Source organism: Variovorax ureilyticus (assembly GCF_050632185.1).
Taxonomy (GTDB): domain Bacteria; phylum Pseudomonadota; class Gammaproteobacteria; order Burkholderiales; family Burkholderiaceae_C; genus Variovorax; species Variovorax ureilyticus_A.
On the sequence record NZ_CP192579.1, the window covers coordinates 2,070,711 to 2,087,043 of the forward strand.

The window sequence follows — 16,333 nt, forward strand, 5'->3', positions numbered from 1 at the left end:
GTCACTGACGAACGTTGGGTGATGTCGTGGAACGTGTCATGGTGCGGATGCATGCTCCATGGCCTGCGACCCGTGCGAGTGTGGCACAAGCGTCGATGCTTCCGCCGGGAAAGAAGACGATGCTGGCAAGCGCGGGCGGCGCGCCGTGTGCCGGCGCCCGCTCGCGCATCAGTGCGAACAACCCCGCCACATGGGCGGCGGCATACGACGAGCCCGAGACGAAATCCCAGCGGCCGCCGGGCAGGCTGGCCAGCACATCGCGTCCCGGCGCGACGAGGACGCCCGGCAGCGCCGATGCGCGGGACTCGTCGGCGACTGCCACGACACCGGCATGCGAGGCGGGGAAGCCGCCGTCCGGGGCGCGGCGATCGAAGGCGCCGATCACGCTGATGCCGCGCGAAAGCGCCACGTCCAGCAGCCTGTCGAGCAGCCGGTCGCGCGGTCCGCTCAGGCTCAGGTTGATGACGTCGGCGTCGTGCGTGATCGCGAAGTGCAATGCCATCGCCAGGCTCAGGCTCGTGCACAGGGTGGACTGGCTGCTTTCCTGCCAACAGGCGCGCAGCGCGAGCAGGCGCGCATCGGGCGCCACGCCCACGATGCCAACCTTGTTGTCGGCGCGCGCGGCGATGACACCCGCGACCGCCGTGCCGTGATCTTCGGGCAGTTCGCCGTGGCCGTCGACGAAGCTCTCGCTCAACGCCACCTGGCCCACGAGGTCGGGATGGCGCTCGTCCACGCGGCTGTCGATCACCGCGACCCGCACGTTGCGGCCCGTCGAGATCTCGTGCAGCTCTTCCAGGTGCCAGGCCTGCGCCGCTGGCTGCGAGGTGAACAGCGGATCGTCGTGGCCGCGTGCCCGAAAGACGTTCATCGGCTGGGCCCAGGCAACGCGCGGGTCACGAGACAGCGCCTCCGCCACGCGATCGAGCTCCCGGTCATTGGGCACGTTCATGACGAAGCAATCGACCCCCAGCAGCGGCAGCGCCCAGTCGGTGACCAGCACCAGCCCATGCTCGTGCGCCAGCGCGGCGGCCACGCGGCGGCGGGCCCCATGGGCGGAGCCGTCGCCGTAACCGCCCGAATAGGCGCTCTCGGGCCGGTAGTGCTCCTGCGGCAGCTGCAGAAACAGCAGGACCTGCTGGCCGCCGGTCGCCGGTGGTCCTGTCTGTGCGGCAGGCTGGGCGCTCGCCGGCGGCAGCACTGCGAGCAGTGCGAGGAGCCATGCAACCCGGAGCCACTTCATGGCGTCGTCCGGCCGTCGAGCGATTCGACGAGCGTCACGGCCTTTTCCCGGCGCAGTTGCTCCACTGCGGCGGTCTCGAGACCGGCCGGCACCGCCAGCACGTAGGCATCGGTCGTGGTCGGCCCGTAGACCAGCCGCGCTTCGACGTCGCGCAGCACGCGCCGCATCTCCTGCTCGGTGGCCTCGGGCTGGAACCTCACGATCAGGCGCCCGACGCTGGCGGATGCGGGCGGCCCCGCGGGCTCGCCGAGTGCCCGGTATTGCTTCACGGGCGATGGCTGCACGACCAGCACGCCGCCCAGGGTCGCGACGAGGACGCACTGGCCCAGCAATGCCCAGCGCGTCCATGGCGGACTTTCGAGCCATCGATTCCGAAGACGCGCCATCCAACCTTCGCTCTGCCGCGACGGCGCGCTGCCCGCGATGCGTGCGCGCAGCGCAGCGAATCCCTGGTCGACGTCGCCCGGGGGATCGACGTCCGCCGCATAGGCGGACTGCAGCGCCCGCTCGGCTGCCAGTTCCGTCCGGCAGCGCGGACATTCAGCCAAGTGACCCTCGACATGGGCACGCTCCTGCGCATCGAGACGCTCGCTGACATACCAGGCGAGCATCGACTGCACCCTGCGATGCACGTCGGTGTCGAACTGGACCACGCGCCCGCTCATCGCCATCCCTCCAATTTGCCCTCCAGCAGGGTCCTCAGCCTGCGCCGCGCATGGAACATGCGCGTCTTCACGGTGTCGACCGGGCAGCCGACGATTTCGCCGATCTCGCGACAGCCGATGCCGTGGAAGTAGGTGAGCTGGACGACCGCCCGCTGTTCGAACGAAAGGTGGTCCATGGCCTGCGCCAGGATCTCGCGCAATTGCGACTGCGCCGCACGGTAGTCGGGACCTGTCTCCGGCGGGGCGGGCTGATCCTCGCGGCCTTCGTCTTCTTCCATGGGCTCGTCGAGCCGGCTGAGCGCCTTGAGCGCCTTGCGGTAGGCGATCGCGAAGATCCAGGTCGAGACCTTGCTTCGGCCGTCGTAGGTGGCGGCCCGGTTCCAGACGACGAGCATCGTGTCGTTGAGCAACTCGCCGACGAGCCCGGGGCGTCGCGTCACGCGGTCCAGGAATCGCGTGAGCCGGGGATGGTAGACACGGTAGAGCTGCTCGAACGCCTGCAACTCGCCGTTCGCCGTCCGGCCGACCAGGCGTGCCTCGGCGATTTCGGCCAACGCCCCCCTTCGGCCTCCGGCCGAAGCGCATCGTGGGGCAAGCGCGTCATGGAGGGCTCTGGGGACTGGTTGGCCGATCGCGGTGAGACATCCAAGGTGACCTCCAGAGAGACGAATGAGCCCGGACGGCGCTTGCCGGCCATGGCGGTTCATTCCCGGAAGTGGCCAAACGGTTCAATGCCTACTACTTGGGCTGCTCGTTGCCATAGGTTTTGACGAGGTAGTCCACGATCAGCGGCATGTCCTCCTCGTTGATCGGGCCGTTGAAGACCTGCTTCATGCGCTTGACCATGGCCTCCCAGTACGGGCGGGGCGCGTTGGGGGGCTGGTAGAGCATGTACTCGGCCGAATGGCAGGTCACGCAGTTGGCCTGCGCCTTCTCGTAGCCGGGCAGCGTGCTCGCCTTGAGTTGCACGCCGTCCGGCGGCAGGGTGATCGTTCTCTCGGCGCCGCCGGCATCCGCCGCGCCGATGCCCAGGACCAGCGCGGAAGCGATCGCGGCAATGGAGGGTCTGCAATTCATGTCTGTCGCTCCCTACACGGCAAGGACTTTGACGCTTTCGACCACGTTGCGCATGTAGCCCGCCGGCTGCCAGAGCGCTTCCATGGGCTGGCTTTGCCCGGTGCGGTTCCAGGCCCTCACGCGAAGCACATGGGCCCCCTTGGGAGGCGTGAAGCCGAAGGTGAATTCCCGGAACGAATAGCGTCCCATGTCGTTGCCCAGTCTGGCGCCGCGCCAGCTTTGCCCGTCGTCGGTCGAGTACGCGACTTCGCGAATGCCCTGCCCGCCATCGAACGCGATGCCGCGCACCACGAGCGGCCGACCGGCCCGCACGTGCGCGCCGTCGGACAGCGAGGTGATGAACGAGCGCACGTTGAAGCGGCCGATCGGCCGAGTCGCCGTCGGCGTGGTGCCGGGCTCCACGCAGGCGCAGTCGTTGTCGGGCACGCGGTAGGCCGGCTTCATCCAGAAGCCGTCGAAGACGCCGTCGATGACCTGGATCTCCGAGACGTGCTTGACCCAGTAGGTCCCGTAGTAGCCCGGCACGATGAGCTTCACCGGGTAGCCGTTCAGCATGGGGATGTCGGCGCCGTTCATCTGCCAGGCGAGCATCACCTCGCCATCCATCGCATGGCCGACGTCGAGGGCCTTGACGAAGTCGCCGCCTCCGAAGAGTGCCGTGTCCAGGCCGTTGAACGTGACCTGCCGGGCGCTGTTCTTCAGTTCCGCGCGTGCCAGGACGTCCTTGAGTGCGACGCCGACCCAGCGCGCATTGCCCATCGCGCCGTTGCCCAGCTGCCCCCCGTGACCCGCGGGTCGAACAGCCCGCGGCCGTTGCCGGAGCATTGGTTGACGGCGACGTACTCGATCGGCTTGAACTGCGTGCGCAACTCGGCCAGCGTCAGCTCGAAGGGCTTGCCGACGGCATTGCCGCCGACCTTGATCACGTGCTTGTCGGCATCGATCGAGGTGGGAATGCCGGCGTTGTGGTAGCGCACGAAGAACGCATCGTTCGGCGTGAGAAGTCCGTCGTTGAAGACGTCGAACGGCGTTTCCAGTTGCGGCGGACGCGAGGTGAGCACGATCAGCGCCCGCTTTTCCGGGTAGACCGCGAGGTTGCGCTTGCCATTGACGAACGGCATGTCCACGGTCGCGGCCTGCGCGAAGGCGGCTCGGCCGAGCGGGCCCAGCCCGAGGGTGGCGACGGCGCCAGTGCCGCCTGCGACAAGTCTGCGGCGAAGCCGGTTCATGGGGTCGGCCATGGGATCTCCTCTTGCACTTGCAAGTGGGATCGTGGCGCCTGACGCCACGCGCAAGCCTAGAACAAACCCTTGCCGGGTCGGGTGCGCGGCGCCGGGGCCGCCCCCGTCAACGCCCAGACGGGGTCACCACTTGCCGTCGGCAGGCCTCTTGGCCTTGGCCTGAACGGCCTCGCCGATCATCTTCAGCGCGTCCGTCCGATTGGCCTTCTGCGCGAAATCGGTCGCGGTCATGCCGAGCTGGTTTTTCATCAGCGGGTCTGCACCTTCGTCGAGCAGCAACTTCACTGCCGCCGCCGAGCCGTACATCGCCGCCATCATCAGCGGCGTGGTGCCGTTGGGCGACTGCGCGTCGATGAAGGCATCCTTGTCCAGCAGTTGCTTCATGATCGCCACATGGCCGTTGGTCGCGGCGTAATGCAGTGGCGTCCAGCCGGGCTTGTTGATGTCGGCATCACGCTCGATCAGCCTGGTGACGACGTCCTGCTGGCCCTTGATCGCCGCCAGCATCAGCGGGCTTTCGTCCTTCGGATTGCGCGCCTCGACGTCCGTCTTGGGCGAGTCGAGCAGGACCTGGATCACCTTCGGCGAAGGCTCCCGCAGCGCGATCAGCAGGCCCGTCTGACCCTGCGCATCCCGGGTGTTGGGGTCGAAACCGCGATTCAGGAGGCTCTTGACGCCGCTGGCATTGTCAGCGCGCACGGCCCGGAAGAAGTCGTCGAACGAATCCGCATGAACAGAAAAAGCTGCTGAGAGAACAATAAGATAAATGAGTTTTTTAAAGTAATTTTTCATGATTTCGCCTGCGTGAACAGTCGATCGAAATTGTCGCTGGTGGCCTTGCCGATGTCCTCGACGGGCAACTTCCGTAGCTCGGCGATCTGCTGCGCCACGAAAGGAACGTACGAGGGATTGTTCGTCTTCCCGCGGTACGGCACCGGGGCGAGGTAGGGACTGTCGGTTTCGATCAGCATCCGGTCGAGTGGCACGAACGCCGCCACATCGCGCAGGTCCTGCGCCTTCTTGAAAGTCAGGATGCCCGAGAAGGAAATGTAGAAGCCCAGATCGAGCGCCGCGCGGGCCACTTCCGCCGTCTCCGTGAAGCAGTGGAAGACACCACCGGCCGCCTTCGGGCCGCCGTCCTCGCCCTCCTCCTTGAGGATGGCCAGCGTGTCGGCAGAGGCTTCGCGCGTATGGATGACGAGCGGCTTGCGCGTCTTCTGCGCGGCGCGGATGTGCACGCGGAAGCGCTCGCGCTGCCATTCGAGGTCCGCGATGCGCCTGCCGCCCTTGCGCTCTTCCATCTGGTAGTAGTCCAGGCCGGTTTCGCCGATGGCGATGACCTTCGGCAGGGCCGAACGGCGAACGAGGTCTTCCACTGTCGGCTCCAGGACGTCCTCGCTGTCCGGATGGACGCCTACCGAAGCCCAAAAGTTGTCATAACCAGCCGCGAGCGCCTGGACGTCATCGAATTCTTCCAGCGTCGTGCAGATGCAGAGCGCCCTGTCGACCTGCGCTGCAGCCATCGCAGCGCGAACCTGCGGCATCTGGTCCGCGAACTCGGGAAAGGTCAGGTGGCAGTGGGAATCGGTAAACATCGCGGAATGGAATGGGCGCGACGCATGGTGCGCCGCTTGAGGTCCGCGCCCCGGGAGGCCGGGATTCGGATCAGATGGTCTGGGTGGGCCGGTCGGAAGCCATCGTGCCGCCGAGCGCCTCCTCGATGCGCGCCTTGAGCTGGCGCGACTTGTCATCGGACGGAAAGCGGATGCCGACGCCGGGCGCCCTGTTGCCGGCGGCACGCGACGGCGTGATCCAGGCGACCTTGCCGGCGATCGGATAGCGCTGCGGGTCATCCGGCAGCGTCAGGAGCACATAGACGTCGTCACCGAGACGGTACTCGCGCGAGGTCGGGATGAAGATCCCACCCTCGGCGAACAACGGAATGTAGGCTGCATAGAGCGCCCCTTTTTCCTTGATCGCCAGCTGGATCACGCTGGGCCGGACGGGGGCGGACGGGGTGGAGGCTGCAGGTGTGTTCATGGGCGGCGGCGTGCCGAGTTTAGGGTGGTTCGCGCTTCGCTCACAAGCGCTTCGAGCATGAGGCCCGCATTGAACGGATGTTCTGCGGTTCTTGCCGCATTCGCGAGCGACCTCGACCAGCGCGCCAGCGCGCCCCTGGACGGCGCCGGCGGAAGGTCCGCCATCTCGAAGAAACGCGGCGCGGCGCCGCTGTCGGCGGCCATCAGGTCGTGGCACAGCTTCTGGAGCGCATCGATGGCCTGCGCCGGCGCGTGACCGGCCAATGCGCTGACGTCGCCGCGCACCATCGCCTTGGGCAGCAGTCCCCAGGCCTTGGGCGATTGACCCTGGGCCGCGAGGCGCAGTGCATCGCTGGGGCGACCGCCGGCAGCCCGCAGCAGGGCGGCAGCATCGGCCGCCGGAACGCCCTGCCCGACCAGCCAGTCACGGGCTTCGTCGGCCTCCGGCCACGGCAGCGCGAAGCCGAGGCAACGACTGCGGATCGTGGGCAGCAGCTGCCATGCCGCCTCGCTGGCGAGCACGAAACGCACGTCGCCGACGGGTTCCTCGAGCGTCTTGAGCAGCGCGTTCGCGGTGATCGTGTTCATGCGCTCGGCCGGATAGACGAGCACCACCTTGCCGAAGCCGCGCGCACTGGTGCGTTGGGCGAAGCCGACGGCGTCGCGCATGGCTTCGACGCGGATTTCGCGGCTCGGCTTGCGCTTCTTGTCGTCGATGTCGGCCTGCGCCTTCTCGTCCAGCGGCCATCCGAGTTCCTGCATCGCGACCTCGGGCATGAGCACGCAGAGATCCGCATGGGTGCGGACCTCGATGGCGTGGCAACTGGGGCAGTGCCCGCAGGCGCCTTCCTTCTTGGCCTCTTCGGGCTGCTCGCACAGCCAGGCCGCGGCCAGCGCCAGGCCCAGCTCGTACTGGCCCAATCCGGAAGGACCTTGCAGCAACCATGCATGGCCGCGCTGGCGCAGCAGCTCGGCGAGCGGCTTGCGCAGCCACGGCAAGAGCGTGTCCCCGCTCATCGCACGACCTCCGCGCAGCAGCGCTGAGGTATTCGCCTTGGGGCGGCCCGGCGGCTCATGGCGCACCTCCGCTTTGCGATGCCACGAGGCCGCGCTCGGCCAGAGCCGCTTCGATTTGCTGCCACACCTCTTCGCGGGACCGGTCGGCATCGATGCGAACGAAGCGTGGTGCATCCTTTGCGCGCGCGGCATAACCCGCGGCGACACGCCTGAAGAACTCGACCGGCTGCGATTCGAATTTGTCCGGCACGCGCGCACCGGCGAGCCGCTCGGCCGCGATCTCCGGCGCCAGGTCGAACCAGATCGTGATGTCGGGCTGCAGGAGCCCATCGGATGGGTGCTCCGGATTCGCCTGCACCCACGTTTCGAGCGTCGAGAGCACGGCCGGATCGAAACCGCGCCCTCCCCTTGATAGGCAAAGGTCGCGTCGGTGAAGCGGTCGCAGAGCACGATGTCGCCGCGCGCCAGCGCCGGTTCGATGACGCGCACCACATGGTCGCGCCGGGCCGCGAAGACCAGCAGCGATTCGGTCAGCGCGTCCATCGGCTGCTCGAGGATCAGGCCGCGCAGGGTTTCGGCCAGCGGCGTGCCGCCGGGTTCGCGGGTGCGCGTGACCCGCCGCCCCTGCGCCTTGAACAGCGCTTCGAGCGCATCGATGTGGCTCGACTTGCCGGCACCGTCGATGCCTTCGAGCGTGAGAAAAAGCCCCTTCATTGACCGCTCCGCTGGTTCGGATCGGCGGTGCCGCGCTGGTAGCGGTTCACCGCCCGGTTGTGCTCGTCGAGCGAGCTGCTGAATTGACTCGTGCCGTCGCCGCGCGAAACGAAATAGAGCGACTTGCTCTGCGCCGGCTGCACGGCGGCCAGCAGCGCCGCCTTGCCGGGCATCGCGATCGGCGTGGGCGGAAGGCCGTTGCGCGTGTAGGTGTTCCAGGGGGTGTCGGTCTGCAGGTCCTTCTTGCGCAGGTTGCCGTCGAACCGCTGGCCCATGCCATAGATCACGGTCGGGTCGGTCTGCAAGGGCATGCCGATGCGCAGGCGGTTGTGGAAGACGGCGGAAATCTCCGCGCGGTCCTGGGCCTTGCCTGTCTCCTTTTCGACAATGCTGGCGAGGATCAGCGCCTCGTCGGGCGTCTTGAGCGCGATATCGGATGCCCGGGCGGCCCAGGCGGCTTCGAGCTTCTTGTCCATCGCCCGCATGGCGCGCTGGAACAGCTTGAAGTCGGTCGAGCCTTTCGAATAGGTGTAGGTGTCCGGGAAGAATCGGCCTTCCGGATGCTGGCCCGGCCGGCCGAGCTTGGCCATCAGGTCCTCATCGGTCAGGCCGATGGTGTCGGGCTTGAGCTGGTCGGCCTTGGCGAGCGCGGCACGCATCTGCCGGAAGTTCCATCCTTCCACGAGCACCACGCTGCGCGTGGCCTCCTCGCCGCGCACCAGCACGCGCAGCAGCGTGTGCGGCGTGATACCGCGTTCCAGTTCGTAGCTGCCGGCGCGCATCTGCCGGTCCTGGCCCGAAAGGCGAAACCACCAGTAGAGCAGTCGCGGCGGCACGTCCACGCCGGTGTCGGCGACGGCCTGCGCAATGCCGCGCGGGGTGGTGCCCGGCTCGATCGAGAGGTCGACGCTCGGTGCCGGGAGCCGCAACGGCTGGTTGAGCCACCAGAGGCCCGCGGCGCCGACAGCGAGCGCGCCCAGGGCAGCCAACAGAAAGATCGTGAGGAAGAAGCGGCGCACGGAATCCGGCGAAGGGAGCAAAGAGTGAGAAGCGGCGGAAGCCCTGCCGATCGAACGGATCGGGATCGGCCATGATAATTCAGCGATGACCTCAGTCGTTCTGAATGGCGTGACCGCCCTCTCCCACCTCGGTGTCATCCGGGCCGAAGGTCCCGACGCTGCCGGCTTCCTGCATGGACAGCTCACCCAGGATTTCGCGTTGCTCGACGCTGCCGAGGCCCGCCTCGCGGCGCTGTGCACCGCCAAGGGGCGGGCGATCGCGAGTTTCATCGGCATCCGGCCGCAACCGGAGCGCATCCTGCTCGTCTGCAGCCGCGACATCCTGGCCGCGACCCTCAAACGCCTGTCGATGTACGTACTGCGTGCCAAAGCCAAACTCAGCGATGCAAGCGAGGAATTCGCGCTCTATGGCCTCGCGGGCACGGCACTCGCGGCCAACGACGTCGATCCGGCTTCGCTCCCCGGGCGATCGATCGCGGTGGGCGATGCGCACGCCGTGACGCTCCATCCATCCGACGGCGTCCCGCGCGCGCTCTGGATCGCGCCGGCCGGCAGCAGCGCCCCCAAAGGTCCCGCGCTCGACCCTGCGCTCTGGCAATGGAGCGAGGTGCGCAGCGGCATCGTGACGCTGACGTCGCCGGTGGTCGAGGCTTTCGTGCCGCAGATGATCAACTACGAATCGGTCGGCGGCGTGAACTTCAAGAAGGGCTGCTATCCGGGCCAGGAAGTGGTGGCGCGCAGCCAGTTCCGCGGCACGCTGAAGCGGCGCACCTACCTGGTTCAGGCGAGCGGCGACATCGCGGCCGGGCAGGAGGTGTTTGCCGCCAGCGATCCGGAACAGCCGGTCGGACTGGTCGCCCAGGCCGCTGCGGCGCCCGGCGGCGGCTGGGCCGGATTGATCTCGATCCAGATCGCTGCGATCGAAGCTGGCGGTCTCCATGCGCGGGCCGCGGACGGCCCGGCGCTCACGGTCGAACCCCTGCCCTATCCCCTGCTCGAAGACATCTGAGCGATTCAGCAGCAGCGGCCTTTGCCGCTGCCGTAGCGCGCCTCCAGCCGCTCCCTGAAAAACGCCTCGTAGCTCATGGGCACGCGGTCGGGATGCGTGCGCGCCATGTGGCTCAGGTAGGCGTCGTAGTCGGGCATGCCGACCATCAGGCGCAGCGACTGCACCACCGAGCGCGCCAGATAGCGCCCGGATTCGGACAGGCTGGCGCCCGAGGCTCTCATGATGCGGCCGCCGACGCAGGGATCGGCTCGAAAGGCGTCTCGCGCGCCGTGGGCTGGCTCGTTGCGCGGGCCGCCAGACAGGTCTTGACGCTGTACGCCAGCACGCTGAGCACCACGAAGATGAAGAGCCCGCACAGCGCCGCATCGAGCCGGTCATTGAAGACGATGCGCGCCATGGCTTCCGGCGTCTTGGCCGGCGCGATCAGCACGCCCTGGGCCAGGCCGTCGGCGTACTTCGCTGCGTGCGACAAGAAGCCGACCTTCGGGTCCGACGAGAAGATCTTCTGCCAGCCCGCCGTCAAGGTGCACACCAGCAGCCAGATCGCCGGCGCGATCGCGACCCAGGCGTAGCGCTCGCGCTTCATGCGGTACAGCACGACCACGCCGAGCATCAGTGCCACGGCGGCGAGCATCTGGTTGGAGATGCCGAAGAGGGGCCACAGCGTGTTGATGCCGCCGAGCGGATCGACCACGCCCTGATAGAGGAAGTAGCCCCAGGCCGCAACGCAGAGGCCGGTCGCGATCAGGTTGGAGATCGCCGAGGTCGGTTCGCTTGAGCGCGGGCACGAAGCTGCCCAGCAGGTCCTGCAGCATGAAGCGGCCGGCGCGGGTGCCGGCGTCCACCGCCGTGAGGATGAAGAGCGCCTCGAACAGGATCGCGAAGTGGTACCAGAAAGCCATCATGGCCTGCCCGCCCACGACCTGGTGGAGGATGTGGGCCATGCCCACCGCCAGCGTCGGCGCACCGCCTGCTCGGCCGAGGATGGTCGTCTCGCCGACGTCCTTGGCCGTCTGCAGCAGCATGTCGGGCGTGATCGAGAAGCCCCAGCCGGAGATCGCGTGCGCGACCGCGTCGGGCGTGGTGCCGACCAGCGCGGCCGGGCTGTTCATCGCGAAGTACACGCCGGGCTCGATGCAGGCGGCGGCGACCAGCGCCATCACCGCGACGAAGGATTCGGCCAGCATGCCGCCATAGCCGATGAAGCGCGCGTGGCGCTCGTTGTCGAGCATCTTCGGCGTGGTGCCGGACGAGATCAGCGCATGGAAGCCGGACACCGCGCCGCAGGCGATGGTGATGAAGAGGAACGGGAAGAGGCTGCCCGACCACACCGGACCATTGCCCTGCGCGAACTGCGTGAGCGCGGGCATCTGCAGGCTCGGCGCGACGAAGACGATGCCGATCGCCAGCGCGATGATGGTACCGATCTTCAGGAAGGTCGACAGGTAGTCGCGCGGGGCGAGCAGCAGCCACACCGGCAGGCTGGCGGCGATGAAGCCGTAGGCGATCAGCAGCCAGGTGAGCGCCTTGCCGTCGAAGGTGAACATCGCGGCCCATTCGGGGTCCTGGCTCACGGCCCGGCCGCCGAAGATCGCGAGCATCAGCAGCACGAAGCCCAGGATGGAGATCTCGCCGATCCGGCCCGGGCGGATGTAGCGCAGGTAAACGCCCATGAAGACCGCCACCGGAATCGTCGCCGCAACGGTGAAGGTGCCCCACGGCGATTCGGCGAGCGCCTTGACCACGATCAGCGCCAGCACCGCAAGGATGATGATCATGATCATGAAGGTGCCGAACAGCGCGATCATGCCGGGCACGATGCCCATCTCCTGCTTGATCAGGTCGCCGAGCGAACGCCCGTCGCGCCGGGTCGAGATGAAGAGCACGATGAAGTCCTGGACCGCGCCGGCGAAGACCACGCCGGCCAGGATCCACAGCAGCCCGGGCAAGTAGCCCATCTGGGCCGCGAGCACCGGCCCGACCAGGGGACCTGCGCCCGCGATGGCCGCGAAGTGGTGGCCGAACAACACGTTCTTGTCGGTCGGCACGTAGTCCAGGCCGTCGTTGTGGCGGTGGGCCGGCGTCATGCGGCTGCCGTCGAGGCCGAGCACGCGCTCGGCGATGAAGAGGCTGTAGTAGCGGTACGCGATGAGGTACGTGCAGATGGCCGCGACGACGATCCATAGCGCGTTGATGGACTCGCCTCGCGAAAGCGCCACCGTTCCGAGCGCGAAAGCGCCGACGACGGCGACGACAAGCCACACCAGGTGGCGGCGAAGGGTGTGCATGCGGATGTCTCCTGAAGCTGTTCCCCGAGAGTGTCGTTAGAGGCAGCTTCTGGCGCATCGGTTGCACCGCGCAAGCCTCCCGCGCGCAACCACCTAAGGGATAACCCTCAAGGCCTCCTGGCGTGCTCGACCGCGTACTTGATGAGTTCCGCCTGCCCCTCGATGCCGAGGCGACGCTTGATGCTCTGCCGGTGCGCCTCGACGGTACGCACGCTCAGGCCCAGTTCGAGCGCGATCTCCTTGCTCGACGCGCCGCGCCCCAGCGCCGAGAGGATCTCGCTCTCGCGCGGCGTCAGGAGCGGCCGCGGCGCCTGGTTGCGGAACAGCCGCTTCGACACCGCCGGGCTCAGGAAGGTGCCGCCCGCCGTCACCGCATCGATCGCGGCGACGATCTCGCTCGCCGGCGCATCCTTGAGCACGTAGCCGCGCGCACCCGCCTGGAGCGCCTGCTGCACGTATTCGGGGTTGTCGTACATGCTGAGCATGACCACGCGCACCTGCGGCTGCCGCTCCTGGAGCCGGGCAGCAAGTTCGATGCCATTGATGTCCTTCATGCCGACGTCGGCCAGCACGAGATCGGGCTTCAGCTCTTCGATCAGCGGCAGCGCCTCGGCCGCGCCGTCCGCCTCGCCGACGATGTCGATCTCCGGCAGCGACGAAAGGCGCGCGCGCAGCCCGTCGCGCACCAGCGGATGGTCATCCACCAGGAACAGGCGGATCGTCTCGTGATTCCTCATGCAGCCTCCGCACCATCGAGCGCGACCTCGGCCAGGATCGACGTGCCCGTCTTGCCCGAGTGCACATCCAGTTGCCCGCCGATCGCCGCGACGCGCTCGCGCATGTTGCGCAGGCCGATGCCGCTGCGGGGGTCGGCCTGCACCGCCTCTTCGTCGAAGCCGCGTCCGTCGTCGGTGATGTCGAGGCGGACGTGTCGGGCATCGAACGCGAGCGCGATGTCGACCTGCGTGGCATGCGAATGCTTGCGCACATTGGTCAATGCCTCCTGCGCGACGCGGAACAGCGCGGTTTTCACCTCCTGCGGCAGCTCGCGCGGCGAGCCGTGGATCGACACGGTGGCCCCGATCGGCCCCTCGTCCCCGAACTCGGCGCCGAGCCGTTCGAGCGCTGCCGGCAGGCCCAGCGTGTCGAGCAGCGCCGGCCGCAGCCGGTGCGAAATGCCGCGCACCTCCGCAAGCGATTCGTTGAGCCGCTGCAGCGCCTTCGCCAGCGCGGCCGGCACCGCCTGCCGCCCGCGCTCCAGCGCATCCACCGCCGATTCGATCAAGAGCTTGGCGGACACCAGCGTCTGGCTGGTGCCGTCGTGCAGCTCGCGTGCAAGATGGGCGCGCTCGTCCTCCTGCGATTGCACCACCTGCCGTGCCAGCTGCCGCAGCTTGCTTTCGGCCACGCGATGCTCGCTCAGGTTCAGCAGCAGTCCCGTCGCGCTCACGACCGCGATACCCAGGGCCGCGATGCCGACGATCCACAGCATCGTGGTGGTGAGGTTGGCGCTCATCTGCTGGTCGAGGCGGTGCATCGCCGTGTCGATGTCGTCGAGGTACAGGCCGGTGCCGAGCATCCAGTTCCATCGCGGCAGGATCGTCACGTAGCCGAGCTTGGGCGCCATCTGCTGGTTGGACGGCTTGCGCCATTCGTACTCGACATAGCCGCCGCCGTTGCGCGCCTGCGCGATCAACTGCTGGATCGTGGGCCGGCCCGCCGAATCGCGCAGTTCCCAGAGCCGCTGGCCGACCAGCTCGGGCTGCCGCGAATGCATGAGCGACTTCCCTTCGAGATCGTAGACGAAGAAGTAGCCGTCATCGCCGTAGTCCAGCGCGGCGAGCAGGCGCAGCGCCTCGGCGCGCACTGCCTCGTCATCCTTGCCGGTTTCGTACAGCGGCCGGACCACGCTGACCGCGAGATCGACGTAGCTGCGCAGCTCGCTGCGCCGCTGGGCCATGTAGGTCTGTTCGGCCAGCAGGCGTTCGCGCCGCGCCAGATCGCGCTCCTGGTGGCGCACCGCGAAGGCCACCAGCATCAGCGCCGTCAGCAGCGGCACGATGGCGAGCGTGACGATCTTCGTGCGGAGGTTCATCGGGCGGCAAGTGCGCCGGGCTCAGAGCTTGCGGCGCATCTCGATGTGGGCGATGCCGGCTTCCTCGAACGGCTCGCCGTGCGGTGCATAGCCGAGGCGCACATAGAAGGCCTCGGCGCTGCGCTGGGCGTGCAGCATGATTTCGTTGTCGCCGCGCGCCGCCGCCGCCGCTTCGAGCGCGCGCAGCACCGCCTCGCCGTGGCCGCCGCCGCGCAGTGTGCGATGCACCGCCATCCGCCCGATGCGGCCCAGCCCGGGCGACTCCTGCACCAGCCGGCCGGTGGCGATTGCCTGCCCGAGGCGGTTGCGCGCGACCGCATGCACCGCGATCGCGTCGAGCTCGTCCCATTCGAGCTCCTTGGGAATGCGCTGCTCGTCGATGAAGACGTCGCGCCGCACCTTGCCGGCGCCCTCGCCGATCGCGTCCCAGCCGCCGGTGACGACTTCGCGCATCGGCTCGCCCGCCTCGTAGCCCGCGAGGATCTCGCGCAGGAGCGGCGGCACGGGCCTGGAAGTCTGCGTGGCCGGGTCGGCGTAGACATAGACCAGCTCGCAGGTGACGAGGAGTTCGTCGCCGCGAAACAGGCCGCCCAGGAACAGGATCGACGAATTGCCCACGCGCACGCACTTCATGCCCACGTCGAGCACATCGTCCACCCGCGCCGAGGCATTGAATTCGACCGTGGCCTTGCGCACGTAGAGATCGCCGCCGAGCGCCAGCATGGCTTCTTCGTACGGCAGCGCCATCGCGCGCCAGTAGTCGGCGATCGCGGTGTCGAAGTACATCAGGTAGTGCGCGTTGAAGACGATCTTCTGCATGTCGACTTCGGCCCAGCGCACGCGCAGGCGGTGGAAGAAGCGGAAGTCGGATTTCTTGAGTGTCTCTGTCATGGTCTTGGAGAGGGTTGCAGGGCTTCTCGAAGCGCGCGCGCGGCGTCGGCCTGCGCCTGCAGCGCTTCGGGGATGGCGCGGCCCATCTTGACGAATTCATGGATCACGCCGCGATAGATCTCGAGCTCGACCGGCACGCCCGCGGCGCGCAGCTTGTCGGCGTAGGCGATGCCCTCGTCCACCACCGGATCGCATTCGGCGAGGCCGATCCAGGCGGGCGCGACGCCTTCCACGTCGTCGGCGTTCAGCGGCGCGAAACGCCAGTCGTCGCGATCGGCCTTCGAATTGACGTACTGGGCGAAGAAGTAGCTGATGAGCGCCTCGCCGAGCAGCGGCCCGGCGGCGAAGCGCAGATGCGAAGCGGTGTCCTGGTGCGAAGTGGTGCCCGGATAGATGAGCATCTGCAGGGCGAGCGGCAACCCCGCGTCGCGCGCGTGGATGGCGCACACCGCCGCCAGCGTGCCGCCGGCGCTGTCGCCGCCGACCGCGATCCGCGAACCGTGGAGCCCGAATCGCGCCGCGTTCGCCGCCAGATGCGAGAGCGCATCCCATGCATCGTTCGACGCGGTCGGAAACCGGTGCTCGGGCGCGAGCCGGTAGTCCACCGAGACCACCGCGCAGCCGCTCTTCTCGCTCAGCACGCGGCACAGGATGTCGTGCGTCGCGATGCTGCCGACGGTGAAGCCGCCACCATGGAAGAACATCAGCGCCGGCAGCACTTCGTTCGAGGGCGCGTAGAGCCGCGCCGGCAGCGCGTAGCCGTCGCGCGCAGGAAGCGTGAAGTCCTCGACGCGCGCGAGCTGCGGCTTGGGCACCTCGAGCACGCCGGCGCCCCTCTCGTACGCCGCGCGGGCCTCTGCCGGCGTCAGCGTGTGCAGCGGCGGGCGCTTCGCGCGCTCCATGCGCTCGATCACGTTGGCCATCTTGGGGGTGAGTGCGCTCATCGGTTCAACGCGCTCCCGACGTCCGGGCCGTTTGTCCCGGTTGCGTCAAGCGCAGGGTTTTGGGAGTGTCCAAGGTGCTCGCTGCTTGTTA

The 16,333-nt window shown here is 68.0% G+C and carries 15 protein-coding genes and 3 pseudogenes; 1 reads left to right on the plus strand and 17 read right to left on the minus strand.

The features are described from left to right. Position 1: 1 nt before the first annotated feature. From ACQ858_RS10270 to mltG, 11 genes and pseudogenes are all read right to left on the minus strand, one after another. Positions 2-1,243, minus strand: a complete 1,242-nt coding sequence (locus ACQ858_RS10270; protein ID WP_431276527.1) for a S8 family serine peptidase — start codon at positions 1,241-1,243, stop codon at positions 2-4. Next, positions 1,240-1,908 carry an anti-sigma factor family protein gene (locus ACQ858_RS10275; RefSeq protein ID WP_431276528.1) on the minus strand — a complete coding sequence of 223 codons (669 nt, stop codon included), beginning with the start codon at positions 1,906-1,908 and terminating at the stop codon, positions 1,240-1,242. The genes ACQ858_RS10270 and ACQ858_RS10275 overlap by 4 nt, the downstream gene beginning before the upstream one ends. Beyond that, a complete protein-coding gene (locus ACQ858_RS10280) occupies positions 1,905-2,462 on the minus strand; it encodes an RNA polymerase sigma factor (RefSeq protein WP_431276529.1) in 558 nt (185 codons plus the stop codon). The genes ACQ858_RS10275 and ACQ858_RS10280 overlap by 4 nt, the downstream gene beginning before the upstream one ends. Before the next feature lie 184 nt (positions 2,463-2,646). Then, positions 2,647-2,985 carry a cytochrome c gene (locus tag ACQ858_RS10285; protein WP_431276530.1) on the minus strand — a complete coding sequence of 113 codons (339 nt, stop codon included), beginning with the start codon at positions 2,983-2,985 and terminating at the stop codon, positions 2,647-2,649. Positions 2,986-2,997: 12 nt separating this feature from the next. Next, positions 2,998-4,226, minus strand: a pseudogene (locus tag ACQ858_RS10290) (molybdopterin-dependent oxidoreductase). A 123-nt stretch (positions 4,227-4,349) separates the two neighbouring features. Beyond that, entirely contained in the window at positions 4,350-5,018 is a 669-nt protein-coding gene (locus tag ACQ858_RS10295) for an ankyrin repeat domain-containing protein (RefSeq protein WP_431276531.1), read from the minus strand. Next, positions 5,015-5,821 carry a TatD family hydrolase gene (locus ACQ858_RS10300; RefSeq protein WP_431276532.1) on the minus strand — a complete coding sequence of 269 codons (807 nt, stop codon included), beginning with the start codon at positions 5,819-5,821 and terminating at the stop codon, positions 5,015-5,017. Before ACQ858_RS10300 ends, ACQ858_RS10295 begins: the two co-directional genes overlap by 4 nt. Positions 5,822-5,891: 70 nt before the next feature. Beyond that, positions 5,892-6,266, minus strand: coding sequence for a PilZ domain-containing protein (locus ACQ858_RS10305; RefSeq protein WP_184523228.1), 375 nt, complete (start codon positions 6,264-6,266; stop codon positions 5,892-5,894). After that, entirely contained in the window at positions 6,263-7,282 is a 1,020-nt protein-coding gene (locus ACQ858_RS10310; RefSeq protein ID WP_431276533.1) for a DNA polymerase III subunit delta', read from the minus strand. The genes ACQ858_RS10305 and ACQ858_RS10310 overlap by 4 nt, the downstream gene beginning before the upstream one ends. A gap of 55 nt (positions 7,283-7,337) precedes the next feature. Continuing rightward, positions 7,338-7,996 (minus strand): annotated as a pseudogene (gene tmk, locus ACQ858_RS10315) (dTMP kinase). Then, positions 7,993-9,015: an endolytic transglycosylase MltG gene (mltG, locus tag ACQ858_RS10320; protein ID WP_431276534.1), complete on the minus strand. Its 1,023-nt coding sequence runs from the start codon at positions 9,013-9,015 to the stop codon at positions 7,993-7,995. The pseudogene tmk and the gene mltG overlap by 4 nt, the downstream one beginning before the upstream one ends. An 85-nt stretch (positions 9,016-9,100) precedes the next feature. Between mltG and ACQ858_RS10325 the strand changes: the two genes are divergently transcribed. Further along, positions 9,101-10,024, plus strand: a complete 924-nt coding sequence (locus ACQ858_RS10325) for a YgfZ/GcvT domain-containing protein (protein WP_431276535.1) — start codon at positions 9,101-9,103, stop codon at positions 10,022-10,024. Between the two features lie 5 nt (positions 10,025-10,029). On the opposite strand, the gene ACQ858_RS10330 is transcribed toward ACQ858_RS10325, so the two are convergent. The 6 genes and pseudogenes from ACQ858_RS10330 to ACQ858_RS10355 all read right to left on the minus strand — a co-directional run bounded on the left by ACQ858_RS10330 (position 10,030) and on the right by ACQ858_RS10355 (position 16,242). Beyond that, the gene (locus ACQ858_RS10330; protein WP_431276536.1) at positions 10,030-10,245 is read right to left on the minus strand and encodes a YbdD/YjiX family protein; all 216 of its coding nucleotides are present in this window, start codon (positions 10,243-10,245) and stop codon (positions 10,030-10,032) included. Continuing rightward, positions 10,242-12,312: pseudogene (locus ACQ858_RS10335) on the minus strand (carbon starvation CstA family protein). The gene ACQ858_RS10330 and the pseudogene ACQ858_RS10335 overlap by 4 nt, the downstream one beginning before the upstream one ends. A 107-nt stretch (positions 12,313-12,419) precedes the next feature. Then, on the minus strand, positions 12,420-13,049 hold the full coding sequence (locus ACQ858_RS10340; RefSeq protein ID WP_431276537.1) for a response regulator transcription factor: 630 nt from the start codon (positions 13,047-13,049) through the stop codon (positions 12,420-12,422). Then, positions 13,046-14,407: a cache domain-containing protein gene (locus tag ACQ858_RS10345; protein ID WP_431276538.1), complete on the minus strand. Its 1,362-nt coding sequence runs from the start codon at positions 14,405-14,407 to the stop codon at positions 13,046-13,048. The genes ACQ858_RS10340 and ACQ858_RS10345 overlap by 4 nt, the downstream gene beginning before the upstream one ends. 21 nt (positions 14,408-14,428) lie before the next feature. Further along, positions 14,429-15,298, minus strand: coding sequence for a YbgC/FadM family acyl-CoA thioesterase (locus tag ACQ858_RS10350; protein WP_431276539.1), 870 nt, complete (start codon positions 15,296-15,298; stop codon positions 14,429-14,431). Then, complete coding sequence (locus ACQ858_RS10355) at positions 15,295-16,242, minus strand: alpha/beta hydrolase (RefSeq protein ID WP_431276540.1); 948 nt, start codon at positions 16,240-16,242, stop codon at positions 15,295-15,297. The genes ACQ858_RS10350 and ACQ858_RS10355 overlap by 4 nt, the downstream gene beginning before the upstream one ends. Between the last annotated feature and the right edge of the window lie 91 nt (positions 16,243-16,333).